The organism is Streptomyces sp. NPDC001480 (assembly GCF_042894725.1).
Lineage (GTDB): Bacteria > Actinomycetota > Actinomycetes > Streptomycetales > Streptomycetaceae > Streptomyces.
This window is the reverse complement of record NZ_JBIAVX010000002.1, coordinates 433,226-457,733: the sequence shown is the minus strand read 5'-3', so window position 1 is coordinate 457,733 and position 24,508 is coordinate 433,226. Positions and strand designations below refer to the sequence as shown.

Genomic DNA, 24,508 nt, shown 5'->3' with positions numbered 1-24,508 from the left:
CATTGCGGCCGGCCCCGACTCCCCGTAGAACACCGGCCATGAGAAGCCGGATAGTCATGTCCATGCTCGCCGGGCTCACCCTCCTGGCGGGCGTCCTCCTGGGAGCGGCTCCCGCCCGGTCCGCCGACGTCCCCGCGGAGTTCGGCACCGACTGGCACGACCCGGTGACCGCCGCCCCGCCGGTCACCGCGCCGCACACCAAGTCCTGCCGCGTCACCCTCGCCGAGACGCAGTTCCGGGACTTCACCCCGTACAAGGGCACCTACACGCCCCCTGAGGGCTGCGGCGACCGCTGGAGCAAGGTCGTACTGCGGCTCGACGGCAAGGTGAAGGGCCGTCAGTACGACCGGCTCGGCTATCTGCACGTCGGTGGCGTGGAGATCCTGCGCACGTCGACACCGGAACCGTCGCCGGACGGCATCGAGTGGTCCGTGGAGAAGGACGTCACGCGCTACAGCTCCACCTTCCGCGACCCGGGAGACGTCGAAATGCTCATCGGGAACGTCGTCGACGACACGTACACGGGCGTCATCGACGTCAAGGTCACGCTGACCTTCTACGCGGGCCGTCCCGCCACCACAGTCCCCGACCGCGTCCTCACCCTCACCGACACGGCCGCCGGGACCACCCTCACCGCCCCGCGCAACAGCGAGCGCGTCGTCGCCGAGGTGTACGCCACCGGCTCCGGCGGCGGCTGCGAGGAGTTCTGGTACCTCGCCGCCCCCGACCCGGCGCCGTACTCCTGCAAGGCGGCCGGCGGCCCCTACCGCGAGGTGCAGGTCAAGGTCGACGGCCAACTGGCGGGGATCGCCGCGCCCTTCCCGAACGTGTGGACCGGCGGCTGGTCCAACCCCTTCCTCTGGTACGTCGTCCCGGGTCCGCGGGCCTTCGACGTGCGGCCGGTCGAGTACGACCTCACGCCCTACGCGGGCATCCTCGACGACGGCCGTCCGCACCGCGTCGAGGTGTCCGTGGTCGGTGTCCCCGCGGGACAGACGGGCTGGAGCACTCCGGTGAACGTCCTGGTCTGGCAGGACGCGGGCCGGGCGCACGTCACCGGCGGGCTCACGGTGCACAAGGAGGGCGACATCAGGAACTCCTCGTCCTACACGCCCGGTTCGGAGCACCGCGTGGACACCGACGCCGGTCACCGGCTCACCGTCGCCGGATACGTCGACACCTCGCACGGCCGCGTGACGACCACCGTCAGCCGGACGCTGGCCAACACCTCCGCACACCGGTGGACCGAGGGCGAGACGACGGACGGACTCGACGCCACCTGGACGGACGACGAGTCGGTCACGACCGACGGACGCGGGCCCGCCCGGACGACGCGCACGCACCGGACGTACACGATGAACGGGACCACCGCGATCGGTGCCGACGACCGGCTGCGCACGGTGCTCACGCTCGGCGACCGGGCGGCGGTGGCCGAGACCCGCGGCGGCAGGCGCACGGCGTGGTCGCGGCTCGACGACACCTACACCGGCGACGCCACCTACACCCTCGACGTCCCCCGCGATCAGCGCCACGCGGTCGGCACGACGAGCGAGCGCTACCGGCTCCACGGCTCGGGCGGCTGTCACGACCGCTCCCTGACGACCGTCCAGGGGGTGCTGACCGAGGACGACAGCCGCTGCTGAGCGCCGCCCCCGGGCGTGAGACGGTCAGCAGCGCCCGGCCGCCGCCCCGTCCACCAGTGTGTCCAGCAGGTCGCCGAGCACCTCGCGCTGTTCGTCCGTCAGCGGCGCGAGGATCTCGCGCGCGGCCGACCGGCGCGCGCCGCGCAGCTCCTCCAGTGCCTGGCGGCCCGCGTCCGTCAGCTCTATCCGGGTCACCCGCCGGTTCGTCGGGTCGGCCACCCGGCGCACCCTGCCGCTCGCCTCCAACCCGTCCACCAGGGTGGTCACCGCGCGCGGCACCACCTCGAGGCGCTCGGCGAGGTCGGCCATCCGCGGCGGGGAGCCGTAGTGCGCCAGGGTGCGCAGCAGCCGCGACTGGGCCGGGGTGATGCCCAGGTCACGCTGTTCCAGATGGTGTTTCTGGATGCGGTGCACCCGGCGCGTCAGCCGCAGCAACTGCTCGGCGAGCAGGCCCTCGGGGTCGGGGGTGGTCATGCGGGAACAATATCAGGATGCCGTTCATTGTGAGTATAGGTAACAATGACCTGAGATCCGTCGGCCGTCGTCAGCCGTCGTGGCCGACCCGGCCCCGCCACGACGCCGGCACCCGCTCACCTCCGAAGGAGCCCATGCACCCCGACCGTGAACCCTCCTGGACCCCACCTGCCGACGCCAAGGAACAGCCCCGGCAGGTGCGCCGCATCCTGAAGCTCTTCCGCCCCTACCGCGGCCGGCTCGCGATCGTCGGCCTGCTGGTCGGCGCCTCGTCGCTGGTCTCGGTCGCCACGCCGTTCCTCCTCAAGGAGACCCTCGACGTCGCGATCCCCGACCGCCGCACCGGACTGCTGAGCCTGCTCGCGCTCGGCATGATCCTCAGCGCCGTCCTCAGCAGCGTCTTCGGCGTGCTCCAGACCCTGATCTCCACGACCGTCGGCCAGCGGGTCATGCACGACCTGCGCACCGCCGTCTACGGCCGCCTCCAGCGCATGTCGCTGGCCTTCTTCACCCGCACCCGCACCGGCGAGGTGCAGTCCCGCATAGCCAACGACATCGGCGGCATGCAGGCCACCGTGACCTCCACCGCCACCTCACTGGTCTCCAACCTCACCAGCGTGGTCGCCACGATCGTCGCGATGGCGGCCCTCGACTGGCGCCTCACCCTCGTCTCGCTGCTCCTGCTGCCGGTCTTCGTGTGGATCAGTCGCCGCGTCGGCAACGAACGCAAGAAGATAACCACCCAGCGCCAGAAGCAGATGGCCGCGATGGCGGCCACCGTCACCGAGTCGCTCTCCGTCAGCGGCATCCTGCTCGGCCGCACCATGGGCCGCGCCGAGTCCCTGACGGCGTCCTTCGCCGAGGAGTCCGAGCGGCTGGTCGACCTCGAGGTGAGGTCCAACATGGCCGGCCGCTGGCGGATGGCCGTCATCACCATCGTCATGGCCGCCATGCCCGCCGTCATCTACTGGACCGCCGGAGTGGCACTCCAACTGGGTGGCCCGCAGACCTCGCTCGGCACGATCGTCGCCTTCGTCTCCCTCCAGCAGGGCCTGTTCCGCCCGGCCGTCAGCCTGCTGTCGACCGGCGTGCAGATCCAGACTTCGCTGGCGCTGTTCCAGCGCATCTTCGAGTACCTCGACCTGCCGATCGACATCACCGAACGGGAGCGGCCCGTCCACCTCGACCACGTCAAGGGCGAGGTCCGCCTCGAAGACGTCGAGTTCCGCTACGACGGCAAGGGCAGGCCCGTCCTCGACGGCGTCGACATCACCGTCCCGGCGGGCGGCAGCCTGGCGATCGTCGGCCCGACCGGCGCGGGCAAGTCCTCGCTCGGCTACCTGGTGCCCCGGCTGTACGACGTCACCGGCGGCCGGGTGACCCTGGACGGCGTCGATGTCCGCGACCTCGACTTCGACACCCTCGCCCGCGCGGTCGGCGTCGTCTCGCAGGAGACGTACCTGTTCCACGCCTCGGTCGCCGACAACCTCCGCTTCGCCAAGCCGGACGCCACCGAGGAGGAACTGCACGCGGCGGCGAAGGCGGCCCAGATCCACGACCACATCGCCGCGCTGCCCGACGGCTACGACACGGTCGTCGGCGAGCGCGGCCACCGTTTCTCCGGTGGCGAGAAGCAGCGGCTGGCCATCGCCCGCACCATCCTGCGGGATCCGCCGGTGCTGATCCTCGACGAGGCGACGAGCGCCCTGGACACCCGTACGGAGGCCGCCGTCCAGGAGGCCATCGACGCCCTGTCGGCCAACCGGACGACGCTCACCATCGCCCACCGCCTGTCCACCGTCCGGGCCGCCGACCAGATCGTGGTGCTGGACTCCGGACACGTGGCCGAGCGGGGGACGCACGAGGAACTGCTGGAGCTGGACGGGCGGTACGCGGCCCTGGTCCGCCGGGACGCGCAATTGGAACCGACCAGCTGAAGATATGTCTGTATGAACCCACATATGCCGGGATTATGACGGTATGCAAGCTACCGTGCCCGCATGCAGACGAACACTCCGCCACGGAGAACCACCCGACTGACACGCCGGGGCCGTATCGCCCTCGTCGTGACCGGCGCCGTCCTGGCCGGCACCGCCGTGGCGGTGCCGCTGCTCGGTCTGAACGATGAAGTCAGTACCCGGACCATGAGTCTGGTGATCCCGGAAGGCTCGCGCGCGAACCAGGTCTACGAGGCCGTCGACAAGGCCCTCTCCCTGCCCCCGGGCACCACTCGGAAGTCCATCGGCAAGGCCGGCCTGAAGCTGCCGGCCGAGGCCCAGGGCAATCCGGAGGGGTACCTCTACCCGGCGACCTACCCGATCGACGACAAGGCGACCCCGCAGTCCGTGCTCCAGTTCATGGTCGACACCGCCGCCCAGAAGTACAACAAGGCGCCGGTCGCCGCCGGTGCGCAGCACAACGCGATGAACGTCTACCAGACGGTCACCATCGCGAGCATCGTCCAGGCCGAGGCCGCCTCCAAGGCCGAGATGGGCAAGGTGGCCCGGGTCATCTACAACCGGCTCCAGCGTGGCATGCCGTTGCAGATGGACTCCACCATCAACTACGCCCTGGACCGCAGATCGGGCCGGACGAGCACGGACGACACCCGTATCGAGAGCCCCTACAACTCCTACCAGCGCATGGGTCTGCCGCCCACGCCGATCGACAATCCCGGCGCGGAGGCGATGCGCGCGGCGATCAACCCGGAGCCGGGCGACTGGCTGTACTTCGTCACCGTCAAGCCCGGCGACACCCGCTTCACCACCGACTACGCCGAGCACCAGCGCAACGTGGCCGAGTTCAACGAGATGCAGCAGAGCACGGCGCGGCCGTCGGGTCCGAGTCCGGCTCCTCGGCCCTCGCCGAGCGTGCCCGCGCAGCAGCAGCCGCCGCTCTCGGAGTCCCCGCTCTCGGAGTCCTCGTTCTCGCAGCCCCCGCTCTCGCAGTCCCCCCAGTGAGCGGGCGCCCGGTCACGCGGCCACGGACTCCGCGGCAAGCAGCCGTCTGATGTCCCGCACGGCCGCGCGTCCCGCCCGGTTGGCGCCGATGGTGCTGGCCGACGGCCCGTACCCGACGAGGTGGACACGCGGGTCGTCGACCGCGCGAGTCCCCTCCACCCGGATCCCCCCGCCCGGCTCGCGCAGCCGCAGCGGCGCCAGATGTTCGAGGGCGGCGCGGAAGCCGGTCGCCCACAGGATGACGTCGGCGGTGACCTTGCGTCCGTCCTGCCACTCCACGCCGTCGGGAGCGACCCGGTCGAACATCGGCAGGCGGTCCAGGACGCCGTCCCGCAGCCCCTGACGGATGGCGTCGTTGAGCGGCAGTCCCGTGACCGAGACCACGCTCCTGGGCGGCAGCCCCTGCCGCACCCGCTCATCCACCAGCGCGACCGCGGCGCGGCCCGCTTCCTCGCCGAACGGCCCCTCGCGGAACACGGGCGGCCGCCGGGTCACCCAGGTGGTGGCGGCCGCGTACGGGGCGATCTCCAGCAGGTGCTGGGTGCCCGAGGCGCCCCCGCCCACCACGACCACCCGCTGCCCGGCGAATTCCTCGGGCCCCGCGTACTGCGCGGTGTGCAACTGCCGTCCCCGGAAGCTCTCCTGACCGGGGTAACGCGGCCAGAACGGCCGGTCCCAGGTGCCGGTGGCGTTGATCAGCGCCCGCGTCGACCACGTTCCGTCCGAGGTCTCCACCAGCAGCCGACCGCCGTCGCCCTCTCGCACGGCGCTCACGTGGACAGGCCGCCGCACCCGCAGGTCGAACGTCCGCTCGTACGTGTCGAAGTACTCCCCGACGACCTCGGCCGACGGCCGCGCCGGATCGGCGTCCGTCAGCTCCATTCCCGGCAGGGAGTGCATCCCGTGGACCTTGCCGTACGTCAGCGACGGCCACCGGAACTGCCAGGCGCCGCCCGGAGCGGGGGAGCGGTCGAGCACGACGAAGTCACGGTCCGGCTCGAAGCCCGTGCGCCGCAGGTGATATGCGCCGGCCAGACCCGCCTGGCCCGCACCTATGACGACCACGTCGACCTCACGCGTGTTGTTCACGGTTCTACGAACATCGAGGCGTTCGGGGATCTTCCCCGGCGGGCGGCCGGTGACGTGTGGAATCCCGCTTATGGGTCAGGATGGGGGCATGTCAGATGCCTTCACCACACGAGTGCAGCACGTCGCCACCGGTTCCCGGGAGCGGGTCGTGGACCTCACCCGCGACTGCGAGGCCTTCCTCGGCGAGGTGGCGGCCGGCCGCGACGGCCTCCTGAACCTCTTCGTCCCGCACGCCACCGCCGGCATCGCCATCATCGAGACGGGCGCCGGCAGTGACGACGACCTCCTGGCCGCCCTGCACACCCTGCTCCCCGCCGACGACCGCTGGCAGCACCGGCACGGCAGCCCCGGCCACGGCCGCGACCACGTCCTCCCGGCGATCGTCCCCCCGCACGCGACCCTCCCGGTGGTCGGCGGACGACTGGAACTGGGCACGTGGCAGTCCGTGTGTCTGGTGGACACGAACAGGGACAACGCCAACCGTCAGGTGCGCCTGAGCTTCCTCGGCTGATGCACGAGCCGGAACCGTAGCGTCGAAGGAGGGCGTGGTGCGGGGCCGCCCGGGAGGCTGTCACCCGTGCGGCCCCGTGCCCGGCGGGGATCAGCCGGTCGGTCCTGCGGGGGTCGTGGTGGTCTTGAAGCCCTCGGACCTGTTGGCCGGGAGGGCGAAGTCGTTGGTGAACGTCTTGCTGAGGTCCACCGAGCCCTGCACGTTGCCGACCGGCGTCTCCATGGCCAGGGAGGTCTTCGGACCGCCGGCCGGCGTGATGCCGTCGGGCGGGAACTGGCCCTTGTCCAGGGGGGTCGGGCCACGACGCGGCAACATCGCGAGCAGTGTTGTCGTCCTCGTGTCGTCCTCAGCGACGGGGATCTTCTGACGCTTGGTCTTCCGGTGACTCCTCCGGCGCGCGGCGGGCTGCGCCGGCGACGGTCGACTGGTTCAGGGGGCGACGAGCAGTGGGCGCAGTCTCCCGGATGTGATCCACCGGGCCAGGGTTTCCGACCGTCTGCGCACCACCGTCATCAGCAACAGCCCCGTGAGTGCGCCGACGGCGATCCCGGCGACGATGTCGTGCGGGTAGTGCGCGCCGACCCAGACACGGGAAACGGCCATCGCCAGCGCGGCCACGGCACCGATCGCACCCAGCCGCCGGGAGACGAACAGCAGCGCCGCCGCGGCGGCGGCGGCGATCGCCGCGTGGTTGCTGGGGAAGGACCAGTCACCGGGTGCCGGACACGCCTCCAGCACCGTCACGTGCAGGCTCTGGCACGGACGGTCCTCACGTACCACCAGCTTCAGGACGGAGTCGGCGCCGTACGCGACGATGACGACCGCCGGTACCGCCAGCGCCGGCACCGCGGCCGCGGGCCCCGCCCGCCGGGCCCGCCACCAGCCGATCGCCGTGAGGAGGGCGAAGAAGGCGAGCCCGTACGTCGACCAGAGCAACACCAGGTCGTCCAGCCAGCCCGGTGAGTGCTGGGCCAGGCGCACCACGTCCAGGTAGCCGGATCCGTCGATCGAGGACCCGTCGAAGGTCGAGGTCATCCGCGCTCCTCCGGCACACTGGCGGCACTGCGGGAGCGGGTGACCTCGGCCGGCAGCGAGCGGGCGTCCAGCACGTCGACGGCCAGTTGTGAGGCGAGGTGCAGCGGTGTGGTCATAGGCCGCGGGCCTTCCTAGGAGTGACTACAGGCTTGTAGACGGCTCATGAACTGTAGACGAACGGCGGGCGAGGAGCGTTCCCGTGGCTTCAGGCGATCAGGGGCGCCCTCGATCAAGGGCGCCGAACAGGGGCAATCCGGACAGGTGGGTCCGTTTGTCGTTCCTGGGTCGATGCCGGGAAAAAATCCGGAGCGTGCTAAAATTGATGGGGTTCAATGTGGCAATGCAAGGGTTCACACGGTGTGGACCCCCGGGCACTGCCCCCCAAGGGGATATGAAATGGCTACTGGCACCGTCAAGTGGTTCAACGCGGAAAAGGGCTTCGGCTTCATCGAGCAGGACGGCGGCGGCCCGGACGTCTTCGCCCATTACTCGAACATCGCCACCCAGGGCTACCGTGAGCTCCAGGAAGGCCAGAAGGTGAACTTCGACATCACGCAGGGCCAGAAGGGTCCGCAGGCGGAGAACATCACTCCCGCCTGACGTCGAAGCGTATGGGATATCTGGGGCCCCGCCTTACGGCGGGGCCCCAGATATCTGTTTTTGCATTGCGATGGAATTATTCAAGTCCCGCATCCGGCTCGTGCTTGCAATTCATCCGGTTCGTTCCTGCCGGGGATTCCTCGATGCGTGCCCTGCCGAGGAAGGTTTCCCATGAGCCGTTCGACTCGCACGAATGACCGTTTCCGCCCGCCGGGGGAGTTCGCGCTGCCGGCCACCGTCACCCCGGCCCTGCCCGCGGCCGCGACCTTCGCTGAACTGGACATGCCGGCCGCATTGCTGGAACTGCTCACCAGTCTCGGCCTGAAGGAGCCGTTCCCGATCCAGGCCGCCACGTTGCCGAACTCCCTCGCGGGGCGCGACGTCCTGGGCCGCGGGCGCACCGGATCGGGCAAGACGCTCGCCTTCGGCCTGGCACTCCTCGTGCGCACGAGCGGGCGGCGTGCCGAGGCGCGCAAGCCGCTGGCCCTGATCCTCGTCCCCACGCGCGAGCTGGCCCAGCAGGTCACCGAGGTGCTCACCCCGTACGCCCGGCTGCTGAAGCTGCGGCTGGCCACTGTGGTCGGCGGCATGTCGATGGGCAGGCAGGCCGGCGCGTTGCGTGCGGGGGCCGAGGTGGTCGTCGCGACTCCTGGCCGCCTCGCGGACCTCGTCGAGCGCAAGGACTGCCGCCTGGACCGGGTGAACATCACCGTTCTGGACGAGGCCGACCAGATGGCGGACATGGGTTTCATGCCGCAGGTCACCGAACTGCTGGACCAGGTGCGTCCCGACGGCCAGCGCATGCTGTTCTCGGCCACGCTGGACCGCAACATCGATCTCCTGGTCCGTCGTTACCTCCATGACCCGGTCGTCCATTCCGTCGACCCGTCGGCCGGTGCGGTCACCACGATGGAGCATCACGTACTCCAGGTGCACGACGCCGACAAGTACGCCACCGCCACCGAAATCGCCGCCCGGGACGGGCGCGTGATCATGTTCCTGGACACCAAGCACGCTGTCGACCGGTTCACCAAGCACCTGCTGAGCAGCGGCGTGAAGGCCGCGGCGCTGCACGGTGGCAAGTCGCAGCCCCAGCGCACCCGCACCCTGGCACAGTTCAAGACCGGCGACGTCACGGCGCTGGTGGCCACCAACGTCGCGGCTCGGGGCATTCACATCGACGACCTCGATCTCGTCGTCAACGTCGACCCGCCGGGCGACCACAAGGACTATCTGCACCGCGGCGGCCGGACTGCCCGCGCCGGCGAGTCCGGCAGCGTCGTCACGCTGGTCCTGCCCGGCCAGCGCCGGGACATGGCCCGTCTCATGTCCGACGCGGGCATCAGGCCGAAGATCACGCAGGTCCGCTCCGGTGAGGCCGAGCTGAGCCGCATCACCGGAGCCCAGGCTCCCACCGGTGTCCCCGTCGCCGGCGGCGAGCCGGTCGCGGAGCGCCCGAAGCGCGGCGGCGCCCCTTTCCGTGGTCTCGGCACCCGCCCGGGGCGGGCCGGCGGCGGTGGCGCGTCCCGCCGGTCTGCCGAGGCCCGACAGATCGCCGAGGCCCGCAAGGCCGCCCGGGTCCGTCGCGGCGCATAGGCCGTGCCGGCAAGGGGGGCGTCTTCGCCGCCTTCGCCGTCCTTGTCGGCGTGCGGCAGTGAACGCCCGCGCTCGGCCGGCGGCTCCTGAGCAGGAGCCGCCGGCCGGCTCGGGCCGTGCGGGAACGGCGCTCGTCAGCGGCGCGGACGCTCCAGAGTGAGCAGCAGGCCCTCGACCGCACCGGGCCCTATGCGGCCCTTCACGTCGGCGGACGTGATCGCCTTGAGCGCCCAGCCGTCCTCGGCGTGCTTGTTCAGCACCTTCTCCAGCTTGTCGCTGTCCAGTGCGTCGCCGATCAATGACTCGCGGAAGGTGACGACCTTGTACTCGAGTGCGTAGGGGTTGCTCATGGCTGGGGCCTTCCCGTGGATGGACTGCCTGACGGAACGGGGGACAGCCAATCACCGTTCGGCCTTGCCCGACACGGCGGGGTGGGGGGAGGTGAGCCGGCGTCATGTCACCGCTGCGCCGGGGCGTCCCAGCGGACGCGCAGAGCCGGGGGTTTGCGGAAGACCAGGCCCCTGGGCGCGGCGGGCGAGGCCGGGTCGAGCCGCAGGCCCGGGAGACGGTCGAGGAGTGCGAGGAGGCAGGCACGGGTTTCCAGGCGGGCGAGGTGGGCGCCCAGACAGAAGTGCGGGCCGTGCGCGAAGGCCAGCTGGCGGCGGGAGTCGCCCCGTCGCAGGTCGAAACGGTCGGGGTCCTGGAAGACCTCGGGGTCGCGGTTCGCGCCGGCGAGCGAGACGACCACCAGATCACCGCGCCGCACGTCCGCCCCGCCGATCGTCACGTCGGCCGTCGCGTAGCGGTCCACCACCGCCGCGGCGGGTTCCAGACGCAGCGATTCCTCGATCGCCGCGTCGACCAGGTCTGGATCGGCGCGTACGAGGGCGAGTTGATCAGGGTGCGTCAGCAGGTGCAGTACGGCGTTGGCGATCATCCCCTCGGTGGTCTCGATACCGCCGAACATCAGCACGGCGGCGTTGGCGACCACCTCCGGCAGTTTCAGGCGCTTACTCTCGGCCGCCTTGACCAGCAGCGACGCGTCGCTCCCTGTCGCGACCGTCGCCTCGACGCTTCCTCGCAGCTGGTCGAACGCCGCCGCCCCGGCGGGGTTCGCCGGCAGCCCGGCGGTGATGTCGGAGACCGCGCTCACGAGGGCGTCGTACCAGGACAGCACCGCCTCGGCGTCCGCGCCGACCAAGCCCAGCGACTCGGCGACGACGGCGACGGCCAGGGGCCCGGCCACCTCCCGGCGCAGTTCGGCGCTGCCACGCGGCCGGATGCCTTCCACGAGCCGGGCGGCTTCCTGTTCCACGAACCCGGTGAACCGGTCGTGCACGTCCTGCGCGCGGAACGGGTCGGCGAAGGGGGTGCGGTGCCGCTTGTGCTCGGCGCCCTCCACGGAGAGCATGCTCGGGCCGACCACCTGGGCGGTGGAGAAGCGGGGGTCGTCCACCGTGAAGGTCGTCGCGTCGCGCATCACGCGCAGTGCGAGATCACGCCGGGTCACCAGCCAGCCGCCCAGCACGGGGAGCCACGAGACGGGTTCGCGGGCGCGCAGCAGGGCCAGCCGCGGGTGGGGGTCGTCCTCCAGTTCCGTGAGCGTGGTCGCGGAGCCGAGCGGAAACCGGCGCGCTGTCACCATCGAAGCTCCCCCTGTTCCCGCAGCTCGGATTCCGGTCTCCCCCGGAGCCCCACTCAGAGCCTATGCGTCGCCGGGGCTGCCACAGGCCGTGCGTTCCTCACTGTCCGCGTTCACCGCGCTTCGCCGGTGTGGGCGAAGCGACCCCCGGTGTTATTGAATGAGGTGTGCGGTCAGGGATCTCGGGGCCCCGTCGCACGGGTCCGAGTACGGCCCCGGCGCTGCGCCGGGGATTGCCGAGGGGTGCCGCATGGAGTCCACACCCTCTCCCTCGTCCTCGTCGTCGTTCGGCCTGGTCAGCAGCGCTTTGGGGCGCTACATCCCACGCGGCGGAGCGGCAGCGGCCGCCGGTCCTGCCGACGTGCAGGGCGAGCCCACCAACCGCCAACGCGTCCCCGACAACCCGGCGGCCGGCCCTCAGGACCAGATTCTCGGCGCGGTCAACCTGGACAGGGACCTGAGAATCACCGGCAGCAATCTGGACGCCCCCGTGTTCGCGGGCCTGGACGCCGCGGCCGGGAGTCCCTTCGTCGATCTTCTGCCCCCCAGGGACGTACCGCCGGTCACACGGCGGTTGCGCCAGGTCCTGGAGACCGGGGAGGCGCACGTCGCCCGGATCCAGCGCCTGCGGCGCGGCGACGGGTCGGAACTGGTGGTCTCGCTGAGCATCCTGCCCGCCGCGGTGCCTGAGGAGGGCCTGACCGTCTCCGTGATCGCCATGGCCAGGAGGCTGCACCTGTACGCCGCCGAGACCGCGATCGGCACCTCGCTGGACATCGACGAGACCGCGCAGTCGCTGGCGCAGTCCCTGCTGGCCTGGGGAGACGTGGCCGCCGTCGACCTCGACTTCGCCGTGTGGACCGGCGAGGGAGTCACCGGGCAGGGGCGGGGGCGCATCCGGCTACGGCGGGCGGCCCTGGTGCCGGACCGGTCGTGGCCCGAGGGCTATGTGACTCCGGGCGACGATCTTCCCAGCGACGCGAGTCGACTGCTGGCGCAGGCGGTACGGCGGGACGACGCCCCGCAGGCCATCGTCATACCCGACCGGGAGGCGGTCGAGCGGGTGCTCGGCAGTCCGCGGGTGATGCGCGCCCTGGTGCCCGGTGAACGGTCGGCGGGTGTCGCGTGCATACCGCTGGTCCTGGACGGCTCGCCGCCCGTCGTGCTGGGCCTGGCGGAGGTCTGGCGGCGGGCGGACTGCCCCTTCCGCGACAGCGAGCTGTTCGACCTCCAGGAACTCGTGGCCAGGACCGCCCATCACGTCGACCTGGCCCGTCAGCACCAGCGCGAGCACACGCAGGTGCTGGCGTTGCAGCGGCGGCTGCTGCCCCGGGCCGGCGGCGACACCATCGAATTCGCCAGCGTCTACCAGCCCGCCACGCCCGACAGCGCGGGCGTCGGGGGAGACTGGGTGAACAGCTTTCCGCTGCCGGACGGCCGTACCGCGCTGGTGGTCGGTGACGTCGTCGGGCACGGCCTGGGAGCCGCGGCGACCATGGGCCAGCTGAGCATGGAGGCTCGCGCTCTGCTGTCCGCGGGGCTGGCGCCCGACGAGGTGCTGGAGCACCTGGACGAGACCGTGACGCTGCTGGACGACGCGGAGTCCGGGCTGGCGGCCGGCTACAGCGCCCTCGGGTCGACCTGCTGCATCGTCCTCTACGACCCGGTCAGCCATCGGGTGGCACTGTCCAGCGCCGGCCACCTCCCCCCGATCCTGGTGTCCCCGGACGGGCACGCGGGCCCGCTCCCGGTACGCCCTCATCCCGGCCTGGGCGCCGAGTTCGCGCTGCGGGAGCCGTTCGGCGTGCACACGTTCGGCGCACCCCCGGGTTCCCTGCTCGCCCTCTACACCGACGGCCTGGTGGAGGATCCGGCCGTGTCGATCGACGAGGGCATCCGCAGGCTGGCGGACGTCGTGTCCACGGTGCACCCCTGGGACGCCCTGCCGCAGGCCGCACGGCGCGTCGTCTCCGGGCTGGCGCCCGCGCGCCAGCGTGACGATGTGACCCTGCTGCTCGCGCGGATGATCGGCTACCGCAAGGGGGACACCGCGACCTGGCGGCTGCCCGCCCGCGACGACGCCCCCGCGCGTGCCCGCGCGCAGGTCTCCGCGCTGCTGCGGCAGTGGCGCACCAGGGACGACACCCGGGACAACGTGCTGCTGCTGGTCAGCGAGCTGGTCACGAACGCGGTGCGCTTCGCCACCGGTCCCGTCACGGTACGGCTGATCAGGACCGGTCACGGTCTGCTGTGTGAGGTGGGCGACACCGGCAACGGCAGGCCGCGTCTGGGCCTGGGCGGCCTCCTCGACGACGGCGGTCGTGGCCTGCACATCGTGCACAGGCTCACCACCCGGTGGGGGGTGCGGTGGACGGACACCGGCAAGGTGGTCTGGGCGGAGGTCGCGAGGTGACGCGGCCGCGGGGCGGGGGCGCGACCGCCGTACGGAAGCGCGGCGACGTGCGGACGGCCCGTCGGCCGGAGCGGGGGGCACCACGGCCTCGCACTACAGCCATTCCCCTTCCAGGGCGGTGGCGGTCAGGCCCGGTGCCGCCGCGTACAGGACGGCGCGACTGCCCGGCTTCTGCCCGGCGTCGTGCGCCCGCCGCATGATGTCGAAGACGGCGGCGCCTCCGCGGTTGCCGGTGGTGTAGCTGTCCCGGCTGTGGTCCAGCAGCCCCGACGGCCACGCGTCGGGCATCGTCTGTTCCATGTACTCCAGCACCCGGGTCCCGCCGGGGTGCGCCAGCAGCACGTCGGGGTGCCAGGCGTCGGGGTGGTCCTGGTAACGGGCGCGCAGCCACTCCCACATCGCGGTGACCGTCTCCTGCACGGCGCGCGGCCCGCGCCGGTCCATCACGAAGTGGGTGCCGTCCGCCCGCGTGTCCAGGCGGTGCAGGTCCTGGGTGCCGGGCAGGGTGTGGTGCCAGGCGGAGTCCAGCCGCAGCACCGACTCGCGCCTCGGGCGGCCCGTGACCACCATGGCGACCGCGGTGTCCGCGAACAGCAACCGGACGATCAGGGACTCGAGAGTGTCGTCCGCGGGCTGGTAGGTCGTGCTCAGCGCCTCCGCGATCACGACGAGAACCACCCGGTCGGGGTCCGCGGCCACGAGATCCGCCGCCAGCGCCAGGGAGCGGGTCCCCGCTATACAGGCCCACTGCGTGGCCGGCAGCAGCATCACGTCGTTGCGGAGCGGAAGCCTGTTGGCCAGGGCGATGTCCAGACCCGGCAGTGCCGGGGTGGTGGAGTGACTGGTGATCAGGCAGTCGATGTCCGCGGCGTCCAGTCCGGCGATCTGAAGGGCCCCGCGCGCCGCACGCTCCCCGTAGGACTGCACGGCCTCCCAGGCCGGCGCGGTGCGCTCCTGGACGGTCTGCGGTGCGGGTATCGCCTCGAGCGCGGCGATCGCGCGGTCCACGTCCTGGTGGGTGAACCCCTCGCGTGCGAGCGCCTCTTGGGCCGGCCCGATGCCGGCAGCCCGCAGTGCGCCGCCGTTGCCGGGTGCGACCGCGGCCTCCAGCGGCAGCATCCAGCCGCGGGTCTCGATGCCGGTACTGGCCGCGATGCCGTCGATCCGCGGCGCCCACACCGCGTGCGGATGCCGGTCGCGCACCTCCGCCACGATCTGACTGGTCTCCACGGAGTGCTCGCCATGTATCACGGCGGGAGGGCAGAGGTAAGCGGCCATAGCGGGGCACCTTTCCAAGGGAACAAGGGGATTTGTCGCGAATGCTGTGTCATGGGTCACTTTGAGACTTCACGCCCAAGGCATCGCCGATAGGCTCCACTTCGGGAGTCGGTGGCCGTTTCGAGCATGGACGATAAATGGACATATCCGCTGTGATGCATGCAACTCGGGCACATATTGGGGTGCGTGACACGGCACACAATTGACTGGCCGTCAGTCAGGGCGACTGTCTGGCCACTGCCCCCGCACCCTTGTGCGAACTGGCATTTCGTGGCCTGTTCCAGAGGCCGCTACGGTCTGATCCATGGGATGGAGCTTTCAGACGGCCGAAGCGCTCGCGGCCGCGTTACGTGCCGGTGAAGTGACCTCGACGGAGCTGACCGAAGAGGCGATCGCCCGCATCGAGCGGGAGGACAAGGCGGTCAACGCGATCTGTGTGCCGGACTTCGACCGTGCACGGGCCGCCGCGCGCGATGCCGACCAGGCGCGCGCCCGCGGTGAGGACCGACCGCTGCTCGGCATTCCGGTGACGGTCAAAGAGTCCTACGACATCGCCGGGCTGCCCACGACCTGGGGCATGCCGCCGCATCGGAACCACATACCGGCCGAGGACGCGGTGCAGGTGTCGCGGCTCAAGGCCGCGGGCGCGGTGCTGCTCGGCAAGACCAATGTGCCTTTGAGGCTGCAAGACGTGCAGAGCTTCAACGAGATCTACGGCACCACCAACAACCCGTGGGACCACGGTCGAACGCCGGGCGGATCCTCCGGCGGATCAGCGGCGGCCCTGGCGTCCGGGTTCGGCGCGCTGTCCATCGGCTCCGACATCGCCGGTTCGTTGCGCACCCCCGCGCATTTCTGCGGTGTCTACGCGCACAAGCCGACACTCGGGCTGGCGGCGACCCGCGGCATGGCCCCGCCGCCCGCGCCGGCACTGCCGGCCGAGCCCGACCTCGCCGTCGTCGGCCCGATGGCGCGCACCGCCCGCGACCTCGCGCTCCTGCTCGACGTGATGGCCGGACCGGACCCGCTGACGCTCGGTGTGGCGTACGACGTGACGCTGCCGCCCGCGCGCCATGAGGGGCTCGACGACTTCCGGGTCCTGGTTCTCGACGAGCATCCGCTCATTCCGACCGGGGCCGCTGTGCGGGCGGGCGTGGACCGGGTGGCCGACGCGCTCGTCGACGGCGGCGCCCGCGTCGAACGGCACAGTCCGCTGCTGCCCGATCCGACCGAAGCGGCGCTGCTCTACACGCAGTTGCTGTTCGCGAACTCCGCCGCGCGTTTTCCCGACGAACTGTACGAGCAGCTGCGGACCCACGCCGCCGGACTGAGCGCGGACGACCGGAGTCTCGATGCGGCACGGCTGCGCGGCATGGTGCTCAGCCACCGCGACTGGATCGAGGTGAACAACCGGCGCGAGCTCCACCGCCGAGGCTGGCGGCGGTTCTTCGCCGAGTTCGACGCGGTGGTGTGTCCCATCACGCCCACTCCCGCGTTCCCGCACGACCACAACCCCGATTCGATGGAGCGCCGGATCGACATCGACGGCGTCGAGTACCCGTACCTCGACCAGCTCGTCTGGGCCGGTCTGGCCACCATGCCCGGCCTGCCCGCCACCGCCGTACCGGCGGGCCGGTCCCCTGAGGGTCTCCCGGTGGGAGTGCAGCTCATCGGCCCGATGTTCGAGGACCGCACCCCGCTGCGGCTGGCCGAACTGCTCGAGCAGAAGATCGGCGGCTTCCAGGCGCCGAAGTAAGGCGTATCGCAGGACAGTTCGCTCAGCGGCCGAGATAGGCGAGTTCGGGGAAGTGGCGCTGGTAGGCGTCCAGCAGGCGCTTCGCGACGGTGTACGAGTCGATCAGTGGGTGGATCGTCAACGCCCTGAGCGTGGGCGCGGTCGGTGGTGGTGGCGGCGTGGACAACCGCCCGCTCGGCGGTCTTGACCGCGTGCACCAGGCCCTGCCCGTGGTCGGGCAGCGGGGCCCCGGCGATGGGCCGGGCGCCGTTGGCGTCCACGTGGCAGGGGACCTCGATGACGGCGTCGTCGTCCAGTGCGGGGATCCGGCCGCGGTTGCGGACGTTGAGCACGAGGGTGGTGCGCTCGTCCAGGGCGATGGCCCGCATGAGCGCGAGGGCGACCCGCTCGTAGCCGCCGGACTCCAGGTCGCAGGAGTCCCGTTCGCCCATGCCGACGGCGTCGCGGTTCTCGGCCATGTACGTGGTCTCGCGCTCCAGGCGGGTGGCGTCCCACGCGCTCCAGGCCGCGCGGGGAGCGGGCGGGCCGACGGTGACGGTGCCCAGGGAGTCGTAGAAGCGCTGTTGCTGTGAGTGCAGGAAGGCTCCACGTGTCTGGCCGACGGCTCGCGCGGAGCCGACCGACTCGCGGTGGAAGTAGTAGTAGTGCAGGTACTCGTTGGGCAGCGCGCCCAGCGTGCGCAGCAGGTCGGCGCCGAAGAGCTTGCCCTCCTCGAACGAGGTCAGCGCGGCCTCGTCCGCGAGCAGGGACGGCAGCAGATCCCGGCCGTCGGCGTACAGGCCGCACAGCCAGCCCAGGTGGTTCAGGCCCACGTAGTCCAGGCGGGTGCGGGCCGGGTCGACACCGAGCGCGCCGGCCACGCGCCGGCCGAGGCCCACCGGGGAGTCGCAGATCCCGATCACACGGTCGCCCAGGCGGGCGGTCATCGCCTCGGTGACCATGCCGGCGGGGTTGGTGAAGTTGATGACCCAGGCGTCGGGTGCCAGGGCGGCGATACGACGGGCGATCCCGAGCGCCACCGCAATGGTGCGCAGCCCGTAGGAGATGCCGCCCGCGCCGACGGTCTCCTGGCCCAGCACGCCTTCCTCCAGGGCGATCCGCTCGTCCGCCGCCCGGCCGGCGAGCCCGCCCACGCGGATGGCGGAGAACACGAAGTCGGCCCCGGTGACCGCCTCGTCGAGGTCGGTGGTGACGGTGACGGCGGGCGGGTCGGGGTGCCCGGCGGCCTGGTCGGCGAGGACCCGGCTGATGGTCGTCAGCCGGGAGGCGTCGAGGTCGTACAGGGTCACGTCGGTGACGCGTCCTTCGCCCCGGTCGCCCAGCAGCGCCCGGTACACGAGCGGGACCCGGAAGCCCCCGCCGCCCAGGATCGTGAGTCTCATACTTCGACCACCTCAACTCCCGCCTCGCGCAGCCGATTACAGGTCTTCTCGTCCCCCGGGGCGTTGGTCACCACGATGTCGAGCTCCTCCGGACCGCACACCCGGGCCATGCCGGTGCCGGGGAACTTGCCCGCGTCCGCCAGCAGGACCACCTGGGCGCTCGCGGCGATCATCGCCCGCTTGACGGGGACCTCGACGGCGGTGGTGTCCAGTACCTGTCCGTCGGGGCGGATCCCGCTCGTGCCGAGGAACAACCGGTCGGCGTGCACCTGCCGCAGGTTGTCCTCGGTGAGGAAACCGACCAGCGAGCGGTACTCGCGCCGGACCACGCCGCCCAGCAGGATCAACTGGACGTCGTTGTCGTCCTGGAGTTCCTCGTAGACGGCCAGGTTGCTGGTCATCACCGTGAGGGACCGGCCGTGCAGATGGCGGGCCACCCGGTGGGCGGTGGTGCCGATGTCGAGCAGCACGGTCTCCCCGTCCATGACGAGGTTTGCGCACCAGGCGGCCAGAGCGTCGAGGGCGCGGGATTCTTCCGTCTCTACTGGCACGTGGTGCTGCCGTGCGTCCGGCCGGCCCTGGCGTTCCTCGGCATCTACACCTTCATCGCCGCCTGGAACGACTACATCCTGCCGCTGGTGATGCTCGTCAACCCCGATCGCCTCACCCTCCAGGTGGCGCTGGCCCAGCTGTACGCCGGACACTCCACCGACTACAGCATGGTGATGTCCGGGGTGCTCCTGTCGGTCATCCCGCTGGTGCTGGTGTTCACCTTCTTCGCCCGCGGCTTCATCGCGGACGCCACCAAGGGCGCCTTGCGCTGAGGCGGGCGCGCGGTGCCGACTCACGCGCCCCACGCCGCGGCGCACAGCGCCCGGTCCACCTCCTCGGTGTAGAGGGCGGCGGCCAGCCAGGCGCGGGCGAAGCGGGCCGTGTCGGCCGGGAGCAGGCGGCCGAAGGGGTCACGGGTGCGGTCCGCGGCGGCGGATCGCAGCTCGTCGAGCAGGTCGCCCGCGGTCGGCAGGCCGTGGTGGCTCAGGCGTCGCCCGTCGCCGTCGCCCTCCCCGGCGAAGGCCAGCACACGGCGCCCACCGGAAGCGGCCTGGTGGACACGGCGGCGCAGCAGGTGGAGGGGGGCTTCGTCCGGGGCGGGGACGACGGGTTCGGCGGGCGGGGGCGCCTCGGTGGGCAGGTCGGCCTGCTGGAGGCGGTCGAAGCCGAGATCCACGGGCGTGCCCGGACGCGTGGGGTGTTCGGCGGCGAGCAGCAGGGCGCGGGGCTGCGGGGCCGGCGTGAGACGGGCGACGATCCGCAGGCGGCTGCCACGGGCCGCGGCCAGCAGGCGGAGGTTGTCCCGGTGGGGAAGCGCGGGGTGATCGTGGGCGGCGGCAAGGCGGAGCGCGCGGCCGTCGCAGTCGGCCAGCAGGCAGTCGCCCGCCGCCTCGCGGACCGTGCCCATGAGGGTGACGTCCAGGAACAGCAGGCCGTGGTCGTCGTCCAGGGCCCGCCCCACCTGATCGGCGACGGGCACGGTCCACAGCCGGTTCAGGGGCTCGTCGCCCCAGCCGGCGCCGGACGCGCGGACCGCCCGTACCCCGGCACCCGCGCCCAGCCGGCCCGTCGGCGACACGGTGGCCCCGGACACCGCGAGGCCCGCCCGTGACAACTCGCGGTGGGTCAGAGCCGTGTCACCGATGCGCACGGCACGGTCCGCCGCGCCCACGGCCCGCCCAGAACCTCCCGGGGCGACGTCCGAGACCGTGCAGAGACGGCCGTCGGCGTCGGCGGTCCACGTGACGGCACCCGCGTAGCCGGTCGCGGTGAGGACGGGTTCGCAGAAGAGGCCGTACAGGCGCAGCGAACCGTCCGGGGTGTACGGCTGCCGTACGGTGCCGCGCAGGGCCGCCAGGTCGGAGCCGGTGGCGGACGGCAGGCGGTGCGCGACGGACAGGACCTCGCGCAGCGCGGCGACGAGGTCGGTGAGGCGGTACGCCGGATCCGCCGAGCGGGCCGCGCGCACCGCCGTGACCGTGGCGACCGCCGAGGCGGCGGCCCGGGGCAGGCCCGCCAGCCGTGCGGTGTGCGCGGCGCGCAGCAGTTCCGCCTGGAGAACCGCGCCCGTGCCGTCCGTGCCCGCGTCCAGCACGGCCGCCGCCGCGTCGTGCACGGCGCGGGCGGCGGCGCGTTGGCCGGCGGTGGCCGTTTCCGGTTCCACGGAGGGCTCCGGTGCGTCGGAGGCCTGCGGTTCGGCGCCGACGGTGGCTGCTTGTTCGGCAGGGGCGGCTGATCCGATGTCGGCGATCGGTGCCGCCGACGCCGCCGCGGCGCGGTGCAGACAGCCGGGGGCCAGCAGGCATCCGCAGCGGATCGCGTCCGCGCTGGTCACCGAGCCGTCGGGGGCGTGGAGTTCGAGGTGGGTGTCGTCGTCGACGGCGATGCGCACGGTGTCGCCGTCGACGACGGTGGGCCGGGCGGCGAGCTTGGTGACGCCGGCGTCGAGCCGCTTGCGGAGCCGGGGCGACAGGGCCCCGACGAGCTCGGCGGTCACGGACGGGGCGACCGGCGGGAGGTCCGGGTTCATGCGATCTTCTCCCCTACCCAGCGGGCGAGTTCGAGCGGGCTGAGGGCGGCGACGGGCATTCCCACGGCGACGAGCTGCCCCGCGACGCCGGTGGAGTACCTGGGCCGGCCGGTGTCGTCGAGGCTCGCGCAGCCCAGGACATGGCAGCCGGCCCCCACCAGGGCACGGACCTCGGCGAGCAGCCCGCCGAGCGGGTAGCCCTCCTCGAAGTCGCTGACGACCACGACGAGGGTGCGGGAGGGCACGGTCACCAGTTCGCGGGCGTGCCGCAGCCCCGCCGCGATGTGCGTGCCGCCGCCCACGCTGACCTCCAGCAGCAGCGACAGCGGGTCCTGCACATGGTCGGTGAGGTCGATGACCTCGGTGGAGAAGGCCAGGAAGTGCGTGGACAGGGTGGGAACGCCGGCCAGTACGGAGGCCGTGAGGGCGGCCCAGACCGTGGACGCCTCCATGGACCCGGACACGTCGGTGACCAGGATCAGCCGCCAGTCGGCGGCCCGCCGGGCCCGTGTGCGGAAGACGGGCCGTTCGGGGACGACCTGGACCGTGCCGTCCGGTCCGCGCCGCGCGGTCGCCAGGTTGGCCCGCAGCGTGCGGGGCAGGTCGAGACCGCCGCCCGGGCGCCGGCTGGGGCGGGGCAGCGCCGTGCCGTGCAGGGCGGGCCGCAACCGCGTGGCCAGCTGCTGGGTCAGGGCGTCGACCAGGCGCCGCACGAGCGGACGCAGCGCGGCCAGCCGGGCCTCGGGCAGCCCGCCCGCGTGCCGCAGCACACTGCGCAACAGGTCGACCGAGGGCCGTACGGTGTCGGGGTCGAGCTCGGCGAACACGTCCCGGCGGCCCGCCGCGGCCGCCGCCGCGAGCACCTCCTCCCGGATGCCCGGCCCGAACAGCGCCGCCAGCTCCTCCGACCACTCCCGCACCCCGGGATACGGCACCTCCCGCCCGCCCCGGCCCCCGCCGCCGGTGAGATCGCCCCGGCTGCCCTCGCCGCGTCCGCTGCCGTACAGCTCGTCCAGCGCGGTGGCCAGTGCGGCAGCCTTCCGGGGCAGTCGGTCCTTGCGGCGGCCCAGCAGCAGACGCCATCGGTCGGCGGGGGCGAGCCGGTTCAGCGCACCGGATGCGTCGAGGGAGGCGGCCGCTCCGGTGACGGGACCGGCTTCCTCCCGTCGGCTCACGGGCGGCGGAAGCAGCCCTGCCGTCCGCAGCACCTCGCGGGCCGCCAGATCCGCGCGCGTCCAGGTGGCGAGGGCCGCGGGGTCGATGTCGCCGGTGTCCGCCAAGTGGCCGGTGTCCAGGCGCTCTTCGACGGCGGCGAGCAGGCGGTCGCGGGCGGCCGGGCTGAGCGTGTCGAATCCGCCCCGCAGTGCGGGCAGCCGGTCGAGGAAGTCCTGGTCGCCGAGTTCCGACACGCGGGCGAGCAGGGGCTCCAGGGCGGGAGGCGCGGCCTCCAGCAGCTGGCCGGCGGCGGTCAGCAGCCCGGTGAGCCGGGCGGCCAGCGCGGACCGGGACTCGGGATCGAGGGCGGTGTCCACCCAGGAGGCCACGCGCCCGCCGAGCGCCCGCGCGTCCTCGTGCCCGAGAAACACGCGTACGGCCCCAGCGGCGCCGCGCATCAGCGGGGAACCGTCCGCGGCCAGGCGGGCGAGGGCGTCGGTGAGCCGGATTCCGCCCAACTGGTCGGCGCGGTGGGCGAGGGCCAGCAGGGCGTGGGCGTCGGCGGGATCCTCGGAGCCGGTGAGCCCGTCCACTTGGCGCACCGCGGCGGCGGTCAGCAGCTCGGCCACGGCCGCCGCCCGAGCCGTGCGCTCCTCGTCGGTGCCGAGCCCGGCGATGTGCCCGGACCGCAGCCGGTCCAACAGGGCCAGCGCGGCGAGGAGTTCGGGCAGGGTGCCGGTCTGCGGCAGCACCTCGGCGGTGTCGGCGAGCCGCTCGTCCGCGAGACCGGGCAGCCCGCACTCCGCCGCCTGCTCCAGCCCGTGCAGGGCTTGCGCGGCGGTGGGTCCTCCCTCGCCCCGCTCGGCGTGCCGCCGCTCGCGCAACAGGCCCTCGGCGGCCTGGGCGGCGGTGACACCGCGCACCCCGGCGGTGGCCAGCATGGCCGCGGTGGCGGGCGTCCAACGCACCTCCCAGCGGGAGGTCAGAGCCTCGGCGCCGCCCGCGCCGACGACGTCCTTCGCCTCCGCGTACGGCACGCCGCACACGGTCAGGCGGCGCAGCAGGAGCTCACGGCGGCGGTCCAGATCGGAGCGGAGCGGGTCGAGGCGCAGGTCCCGGGCCGCACCGGACGCGCCGGCCTGCGGCCCGGGCAGGCCCAGCGCCGACAGCTCCGCCTCCACGGCGGGGGCGAGTCCGCTGCGCGGCGCGCCGGGTGCGGGGCGCCCGCCGCGCGTGCCGACGAGCACCCGTTCCATCGCCCGGGCCACGGCCCGGCCCCTGCCGTACGGCTCGCCCTGCGCCAGCACCGTCTGCACCGCCTCGACCAGCTCGCCCCGGCCCGCCGCGGGCAGACCGCGCAACCGCGCGAGGTCTCCGGCGAGCCTGCTGATCTCCCGCGCGTCGGCGGGTCCGGACGGATGACCGAGGGCACGCAGCTGGGCGCACACCTGTACGGCCGCCCGGGTCAGCGCCTCCTCCAGCGCGGCCGGGTCACCCGCCGCATCGAGGACCAGGTGCTGCCACTCCGGATCGCGGATGCCCGCGGGGTAGCCGGAGCGTTCGTCCAGCAGGGCGTAGGTGTAGGGGATGAGCGAGGTCGTCCATACGGGCCCCTCACCGGTCTCGGCCGGGGCGGCGGAGTCCGGCCCGGCTTCCTCGCAGGAGGGCACCAACGCCGGTGCGTGGAAGGCACCGACGACCACGGCCGCCCGCTCGCCCCGCGCCGTGGCCTCGGCCAGCCGGGCGCGCATCCATCGCTCCCGCCGCAGGTCCACCTCGGGGATCCCGCCCGAGGCCGCCGCGTCCTCGCGCAGCGCCCACCCCGTGAGCAGGGCGGCCCGGCGCACCGCCTCGGGCGGTGAGCCCGGCGCGGCGGCCTCGACGAGACGGTCCCACAGATCGTCGCCGGGGCGGCCGGTCAGCCGTGACCGCAGGGCCACGGCGAGGCCCGGCCCGCCGGACGCCGGGCGGCGGCCTGCGGCCTGCGGCCGGTGGGCCCGCCGGTCCTCGCCCCACGCGCGGTCGGCCAGCGGCAGATCGCAGGCGAGCACCGGGACCTCGTGGCGGGCCGCCCAGCGGACGGCGGCCAGTTCGGGGGAGAAGTCGGCGAAGGGGTAGAAGGCAGGGCCGCCGCCTCCGTCGCCGGGTGCGGCGGCGAGGGCGACCGGGGCCCGGGTCTCCTCGTGGCCGAGCCACGGCAGCCACTCCTGGAGCTCGGCGGGGAGTTCGACGAGCAGCACGTCCGGTTTCGCGGCGTCCAGCAGCACCGGCACGACCGCGGCCAGGGAGGGCGCGTGGTGCCGTACCCCGATGAGATAGGGCGCCGCCGGGTCGGTGAGGGCCGCGACGGCCTCGTCGGGGGAGGGGGAGCCGGGAGAGGGGGAGACGGGCAC

18 protein-coding genes and 2 pseudogenes are annotated in these 24,508 nt (G+C 72.7%); 9 read left to right on the top strand and 11 right to left on the bottom strand.

All coding sequences use genetic code 11. The features are described from left to right. The first annotated feature begins 38 nt into the window (after nucleotides 1-38). Nucleotides 39-1,643: a peptide-N4-asparagine amidase gene (locus ACFY01_RS05985; protein WP_390734416.1), complete on the top strand. Its 1,605-nt coding sequence runs from the start codon at nucleotides 39-41 to the stop codon at nucleotides 1,641-1,643. A 24-nt stretch (nucleotides 1,644-1,667) separates the two neighbouring features. Here the strand turns inward: ACFY01_RS05985 and ACFY01_RS05980 are convergent, their stop codons facing one another. After that, on the bottom strand, nucleotides 1,668-2,117 hold the full coding sequence (locus tag ACFY01_RS05980; RefSeq protein WP_390734415.1) for a MarR family winged helix-turn-helix transcriptional regulator: 450 nt from the start codon (nucleotides 2,115-2,117) through the stop codon (nucleotides 1,668-1,670). 134 nt (nucleotides 2,118-2,251) lie between these two features. Between ACFY01_RS05980 and ACFY01_RS05975 the strand changes: the two genes are divergently transcribed. Continuing rightward, on the top strand, nucleotides 2,252-4,054 hold the full coding sequence (locus tag ACFY01_RS05975) for an ABC transporter ATP-binding protein (protein WP_390734414.1): 1,803 nt from the start codon (nucleotides 2,252-2,254) through the stop codon (nucleotides 4,052-4,054). A gap of 63 nt (nucleotides 4,055-4,117) precedes the next feature. Next, a complete protein-coding gene (gene mltG, locus ACFY01_RS05970; RefSeq protein ID WP_390734413.1) occupies nucleotides 4,118-5,077 on the top strand; it encodes an endolytic transglycosylase MltG in 960 nt (319 codons plus the stop codon). Nucleotides 5,078-5,089: 12 nt separating this feature from the next. Here the strand turns inward: mltG and ACFY01_RS05965 are convergent, their stop codons facing one another. Further along, a complete protein-coding gene (locus ACFY01_RS05965) occupies nucleotides 5,090-6,166 on the bottom strand; it encodes an NAD(P)-binding domain-containing protein (protein WP_390734412.1) in 1,077 nt (358 codons plus the stop codon). Nucleotides 6,167-6,254: 88 nt separating this feature from the next. Between ACFY01_RS05965 and ACFY01_RS05960 the strand changes: the two genes are divergently transcribed. After that, nucleotides 6,255-6,677, top strand: coding sequence for a secondary thiamine-phosphate synthase enzyme YjbQ (locus ACFY01_RS05960; protein WP_390734411.1), 423 nt, complete (start codon nucleotides 6,255-6,257; stop codon nucleotides 6,675-6,677). 90 nt (nucleotides 6,678-6,767) lie between these two features. Here ACFY01_RS05960 and ACFY01_RS05955 read toward each other — a convergent pair whose 3' ends face one another. Next, entirely contained in the window at nucleotides 6,768-6,992 is a 225-nt protein-coding gene (locus ACFY01_RS05955) for a hypothetical protein (protein ID WP_390734410.1), read from the bottom strand. Between the two features lie 114 nt (nucleotides 6,993-7,106). After that, nucleotides 7,107-7,712, bottom strand: a complete 606-nt coding sequence (locus ACFY01_RS05950; RefSeq protein ID WP_390734409.1) for a phosphatase PAP2 family protein — start codon at nucleotides 7,710-7,712, stop codon at nucleotides 7,107-7,109. 396 nt (nucleotides 7,713-8,108) lie between these two features. Here ACFY01_RS05950 and ACFY01_RS05945 point away from each other — a divergent pair, with 396 nt between their 5' ends. Then, nucleotides 8,109-8,312, top strand: coding sequence for a cold-shock protein (locus ACFY01_RS05945; protein ID WP_311699250.1), 204 nt, complete (start codon nucleotides 8,109-8,111; stop codon nucleotides 8,310-8,312). A gap of 171 nt (nucleotides 8,313-8,483) precedes the next feature. Continuing rightward, nucleotides 8,484-9,908 (top strand): DEAD/DEAH box helicase, encoded by a 1,425-nt coding sequence (locus ACFY01_RS05940; protein WP_390734408.1) that lies wholly within the window; start codon nucleotides 8,484-8,486, stop codon nucleotides 9,906-9,908. Between the two features lie 134 nt (nucleotides 9,909-10,042). Here ACFY01_RS05940 and ACFY01_RS05935 read toward each other — a convergent pair whose 3' ends face one another. Both ACFY01_RS05935 and ACFY01_RS05930 read right to left on the bottom strand, forming a co-directional pair. Further along, a complete protein-coding gene (locus ACFY01_RS05935) occupies nucleotides 10,043-10,258 on the bottom strand; it encodes a DUF4177 domain-containing protein (protein ID WP_053666946.1) in 216 nt (71 codons plus the stop codon). 107 nt (nucleotides 10,259-10,365) lie between these two features. Beyond that, the gene (locus ACFY01_RS05930) at nucleotides 10,366-11,553 is read right to left on the bottom strand and encodes a cytochrome P450 (RefSeq protein ID WP_390734407.1); all 1,188 of its coding nucleotides are present in this window, start codon (nucleotides 11,551-11,553) and stop codon (nucleotides 10,366-10,368) included. A gap of 247 nt (nucleotides 11,554-11,800) precedes the next feature. On the opposite strand from ACFY01_RS05930, the gene ACFY01_RS05925 reads away from it, so the two are divergent. Continuing rightward, nucleotides 11,801-13,963 carry a SpoIIE family protein phosphatase gene (locus ACFY01_RS05925; RefSeq protein ID WP_390734406.1) on the top strand — a complete coding sequence of 721 codons (2,163 nt, stop codon included), beginning with the start codon at nucleotides 11,801-11,803 and terminating at the stop codon, nucleotides 13,961-13,963. Nucleotides 13,964-14,056: 93 nt separating this feature from the next. Here ACFY01_RS05925 and ACFY01_RS05920 read toward each other — a convergent pair whose 3' ends face one another. Next, complete coding sequence (locus tag ACFY01_RS05920) at nucleotides 14,057-15,241, bottom strand: type III polyketide synthase (protein WP_390734405.1); 1,185 nt, start codon at nucleotides 15,239-15,241, stop codon at nucleotides 14,057-14,059. A gap of 304 nt (nucleotides 15,242-15,545) precedes the next feature. Here ACFY01_RS05920 and ACFY01_RS05915 point away from each other — a divergent pair, with 304 nt between their 5' ends. Next, nucleotides 15,546-16,997, top strand: coding sequence for an amidase (locus ACFY01_RS05915; protein ID WP_390734404.1), 1,452 nt, complete (start codon nucleotides 15,546-15,548; stop codon nucleotides 16,995-16,997). Nucleotides 16,998-17,019: 22 nt separating this feature from the next. On the opposite strand, the pseudogene ACFY01_RS05910 reads toward ACFY01_RS05915, so the two are convergent. Together ACFY01_RS05910 and ACFY01_RS05905 are read right to left on the bottom strand one after the other, a co-directional pair. Then, nucleotides 17,020-18,379, bottom strand: a pseudogene (locus ACFY01_RS05910) (6-phospho-beta-glucosidase). Then, nucleotides 18,376-18,897, bottom strand: a pseudogene (locus ACFY01_RS05905) (DeoR/GlpR family DNA-binding transcription regulator); the annotation flags it as partial. The pseudogenes ACFY01_RS05905 and ACFY01_RS05910, both read right to left, overlap by 4 nt. 36 nt (nucleotides 18,898-18,933) lie before the next feature. Between ACFY01_RS05905 and ACFY01_RS05900 the strand changes: the two are divergent. Then, a complete protein-coding gene (locus ACFY01_RS05900; RefSeq protein WP_390734403.1) occupies nucleotides 18,934-19,203 on the top strand; it encodes a hypothetical protein in 270 nt (89 codons plus the stop codon). A 20-nt stretch (nucleotides 19,204-19,223) separates the two neighbouring features. On the opposite strand, the gene ACFY01_RS05895 is transcribed toward ACFY01_RS05900, so the two are convergent. Next, a complete protein-coding gene (locus tag ACFY01_RS05895; protein ID WP_390734402.1) occupies nucleotides 19,224-20,960 on the bottom strand; it encodes a hypothetical protein in 1,737 nt (578 codons plus the stop codon). Beyond that, a complete protein-coding gene (locus ACFY01_RS05890) occupies nucleotides 20,957-24,508 on the bottom strand; it encodes a DUF5682 family protein (protein ID WP_390734401.1) in 3,552 nt (1,183 codons plus the stop codon). The genes ACFY01_RS05895 and ACFY01_RS05890 overlap by 4 nt, the downstream gene beginning before the upstream one ends.

What these genes read in the sequence shown, in the direction of transcription:
- ACFY01_RS05955 (WP_390734410.1), bottom strand. Translation starts at nt 6,992, where the DNA reads ATGTTGCCGCGTCGTGGCCCGACCCCCCTGGACAAGGGCCAGTTCCCG.
- ACFY01_RS05930 (WP_390734407.1), bottom strand. Translation starts at nt 11,553, where the DNA reads ATGGTGACAGCGCGCCGGTTTCCGCTCGGCTCCGCGACCACGCTCACG.
- ACFY01_RS05895 (WP_390734402.1), bottom strand. Translation starts at nt 20,960, where the DNA reads ATGAACCCGGACCTCCCGCCGGTCGCCCCGTCCGTGACCGCCGAGCTC.
- ACFY01_RS05920 (WP_390734405.1), bottom strand. Translation starts at nt 15,241, where the DNA reads ATGGCCGCTTACCTCTGCCCTCCCGCCGTGATACATGGCGAGCACTCC.
- ACFY01_RS05915 (WP_390734404.1), top strand. Translation starts at nt 15,546, where the DNA reads ATGGGATGGAGCTTTCAGACGGCCGAAGCGCTCGCGGCCGCGTTACGT.
- ACFY01_RS05975 (WP_390734414.1), top strand. Translation starts at nt 2,252, where the DNA reads ATGCACCCCGACCGTGAACCCTCCTGGACCCCACCTGCCGACGCCAAG.
- ACFY01_RS05945 (WP_311699250.1), top strand. Translation starts at nt 8,109, where the DNA reads ATGGCTACTGGCACCGTCAAGTGGTTCAACGCGGAAAAGGGCTTCGGC.
- ACFY01_RS05985 (WP_390734416.1), top strand. Translation starts at nt 39, where the DNA reads ATGAGAAGCCGGATAGTCATGTCCATGCTCGCCGGGCTCACCCTCCTG.
- ACFY01_RS05950 (WP_390734409.1), bottom strand. Translation starts at nt 7,712, where the DNA reads ATGACCTCGACCTTCGACGGGTCCTCGATCGACGGATCCGGCTACCTG.
- ACFY01_RS05980 (WP_390734415.1), bottom strand. Translation starts at nt 2,117, where the DNA reads ATGACCACCCCCGACCCCGAGGGCCTGCTCGCCGAGCAGTTGCTGCGG.
- ACFY01_RS05925 (WP_390734406.1), top strand. Translation starts at nt 11,801, where the DNA reads ATGGAGTCCACACCCTCTCCCTCGTCCTCGTCGTCGTTCGGCCTGGTC.
- ACFY01_RS05935 (WP_053666946.1), bottom strand. Translation starts at nt 10,258, where the DNA reads ATGAGCAACCCCTACGCACTCGAGTACAAGGTCGTCACCTTCCGCGAG.
- ACFY01_RS05940 (WP_390734408.1), top strand. Translation starts at nt 8,484, where the DNA reads ATGAGCCGTTCGACTCGCACGAATGACCGTTTCCGCCCGCCGGGGGAG.
- mltG (WP_390734413.1), top strand. Translation starts at nt 4,118, where the DNA reads ATGCAGACGAACACTCCGCCACGGAGAACCACCCGACTGACACGCCGG.
- ACFY01_RS05960 (WP_390734411.1), top strand. Translation starts at nt 6,255, where the DNA reads ATGTCAGATGCCTTCACCACACGAGTGCAGCACGTCGCCACCGGTTCC.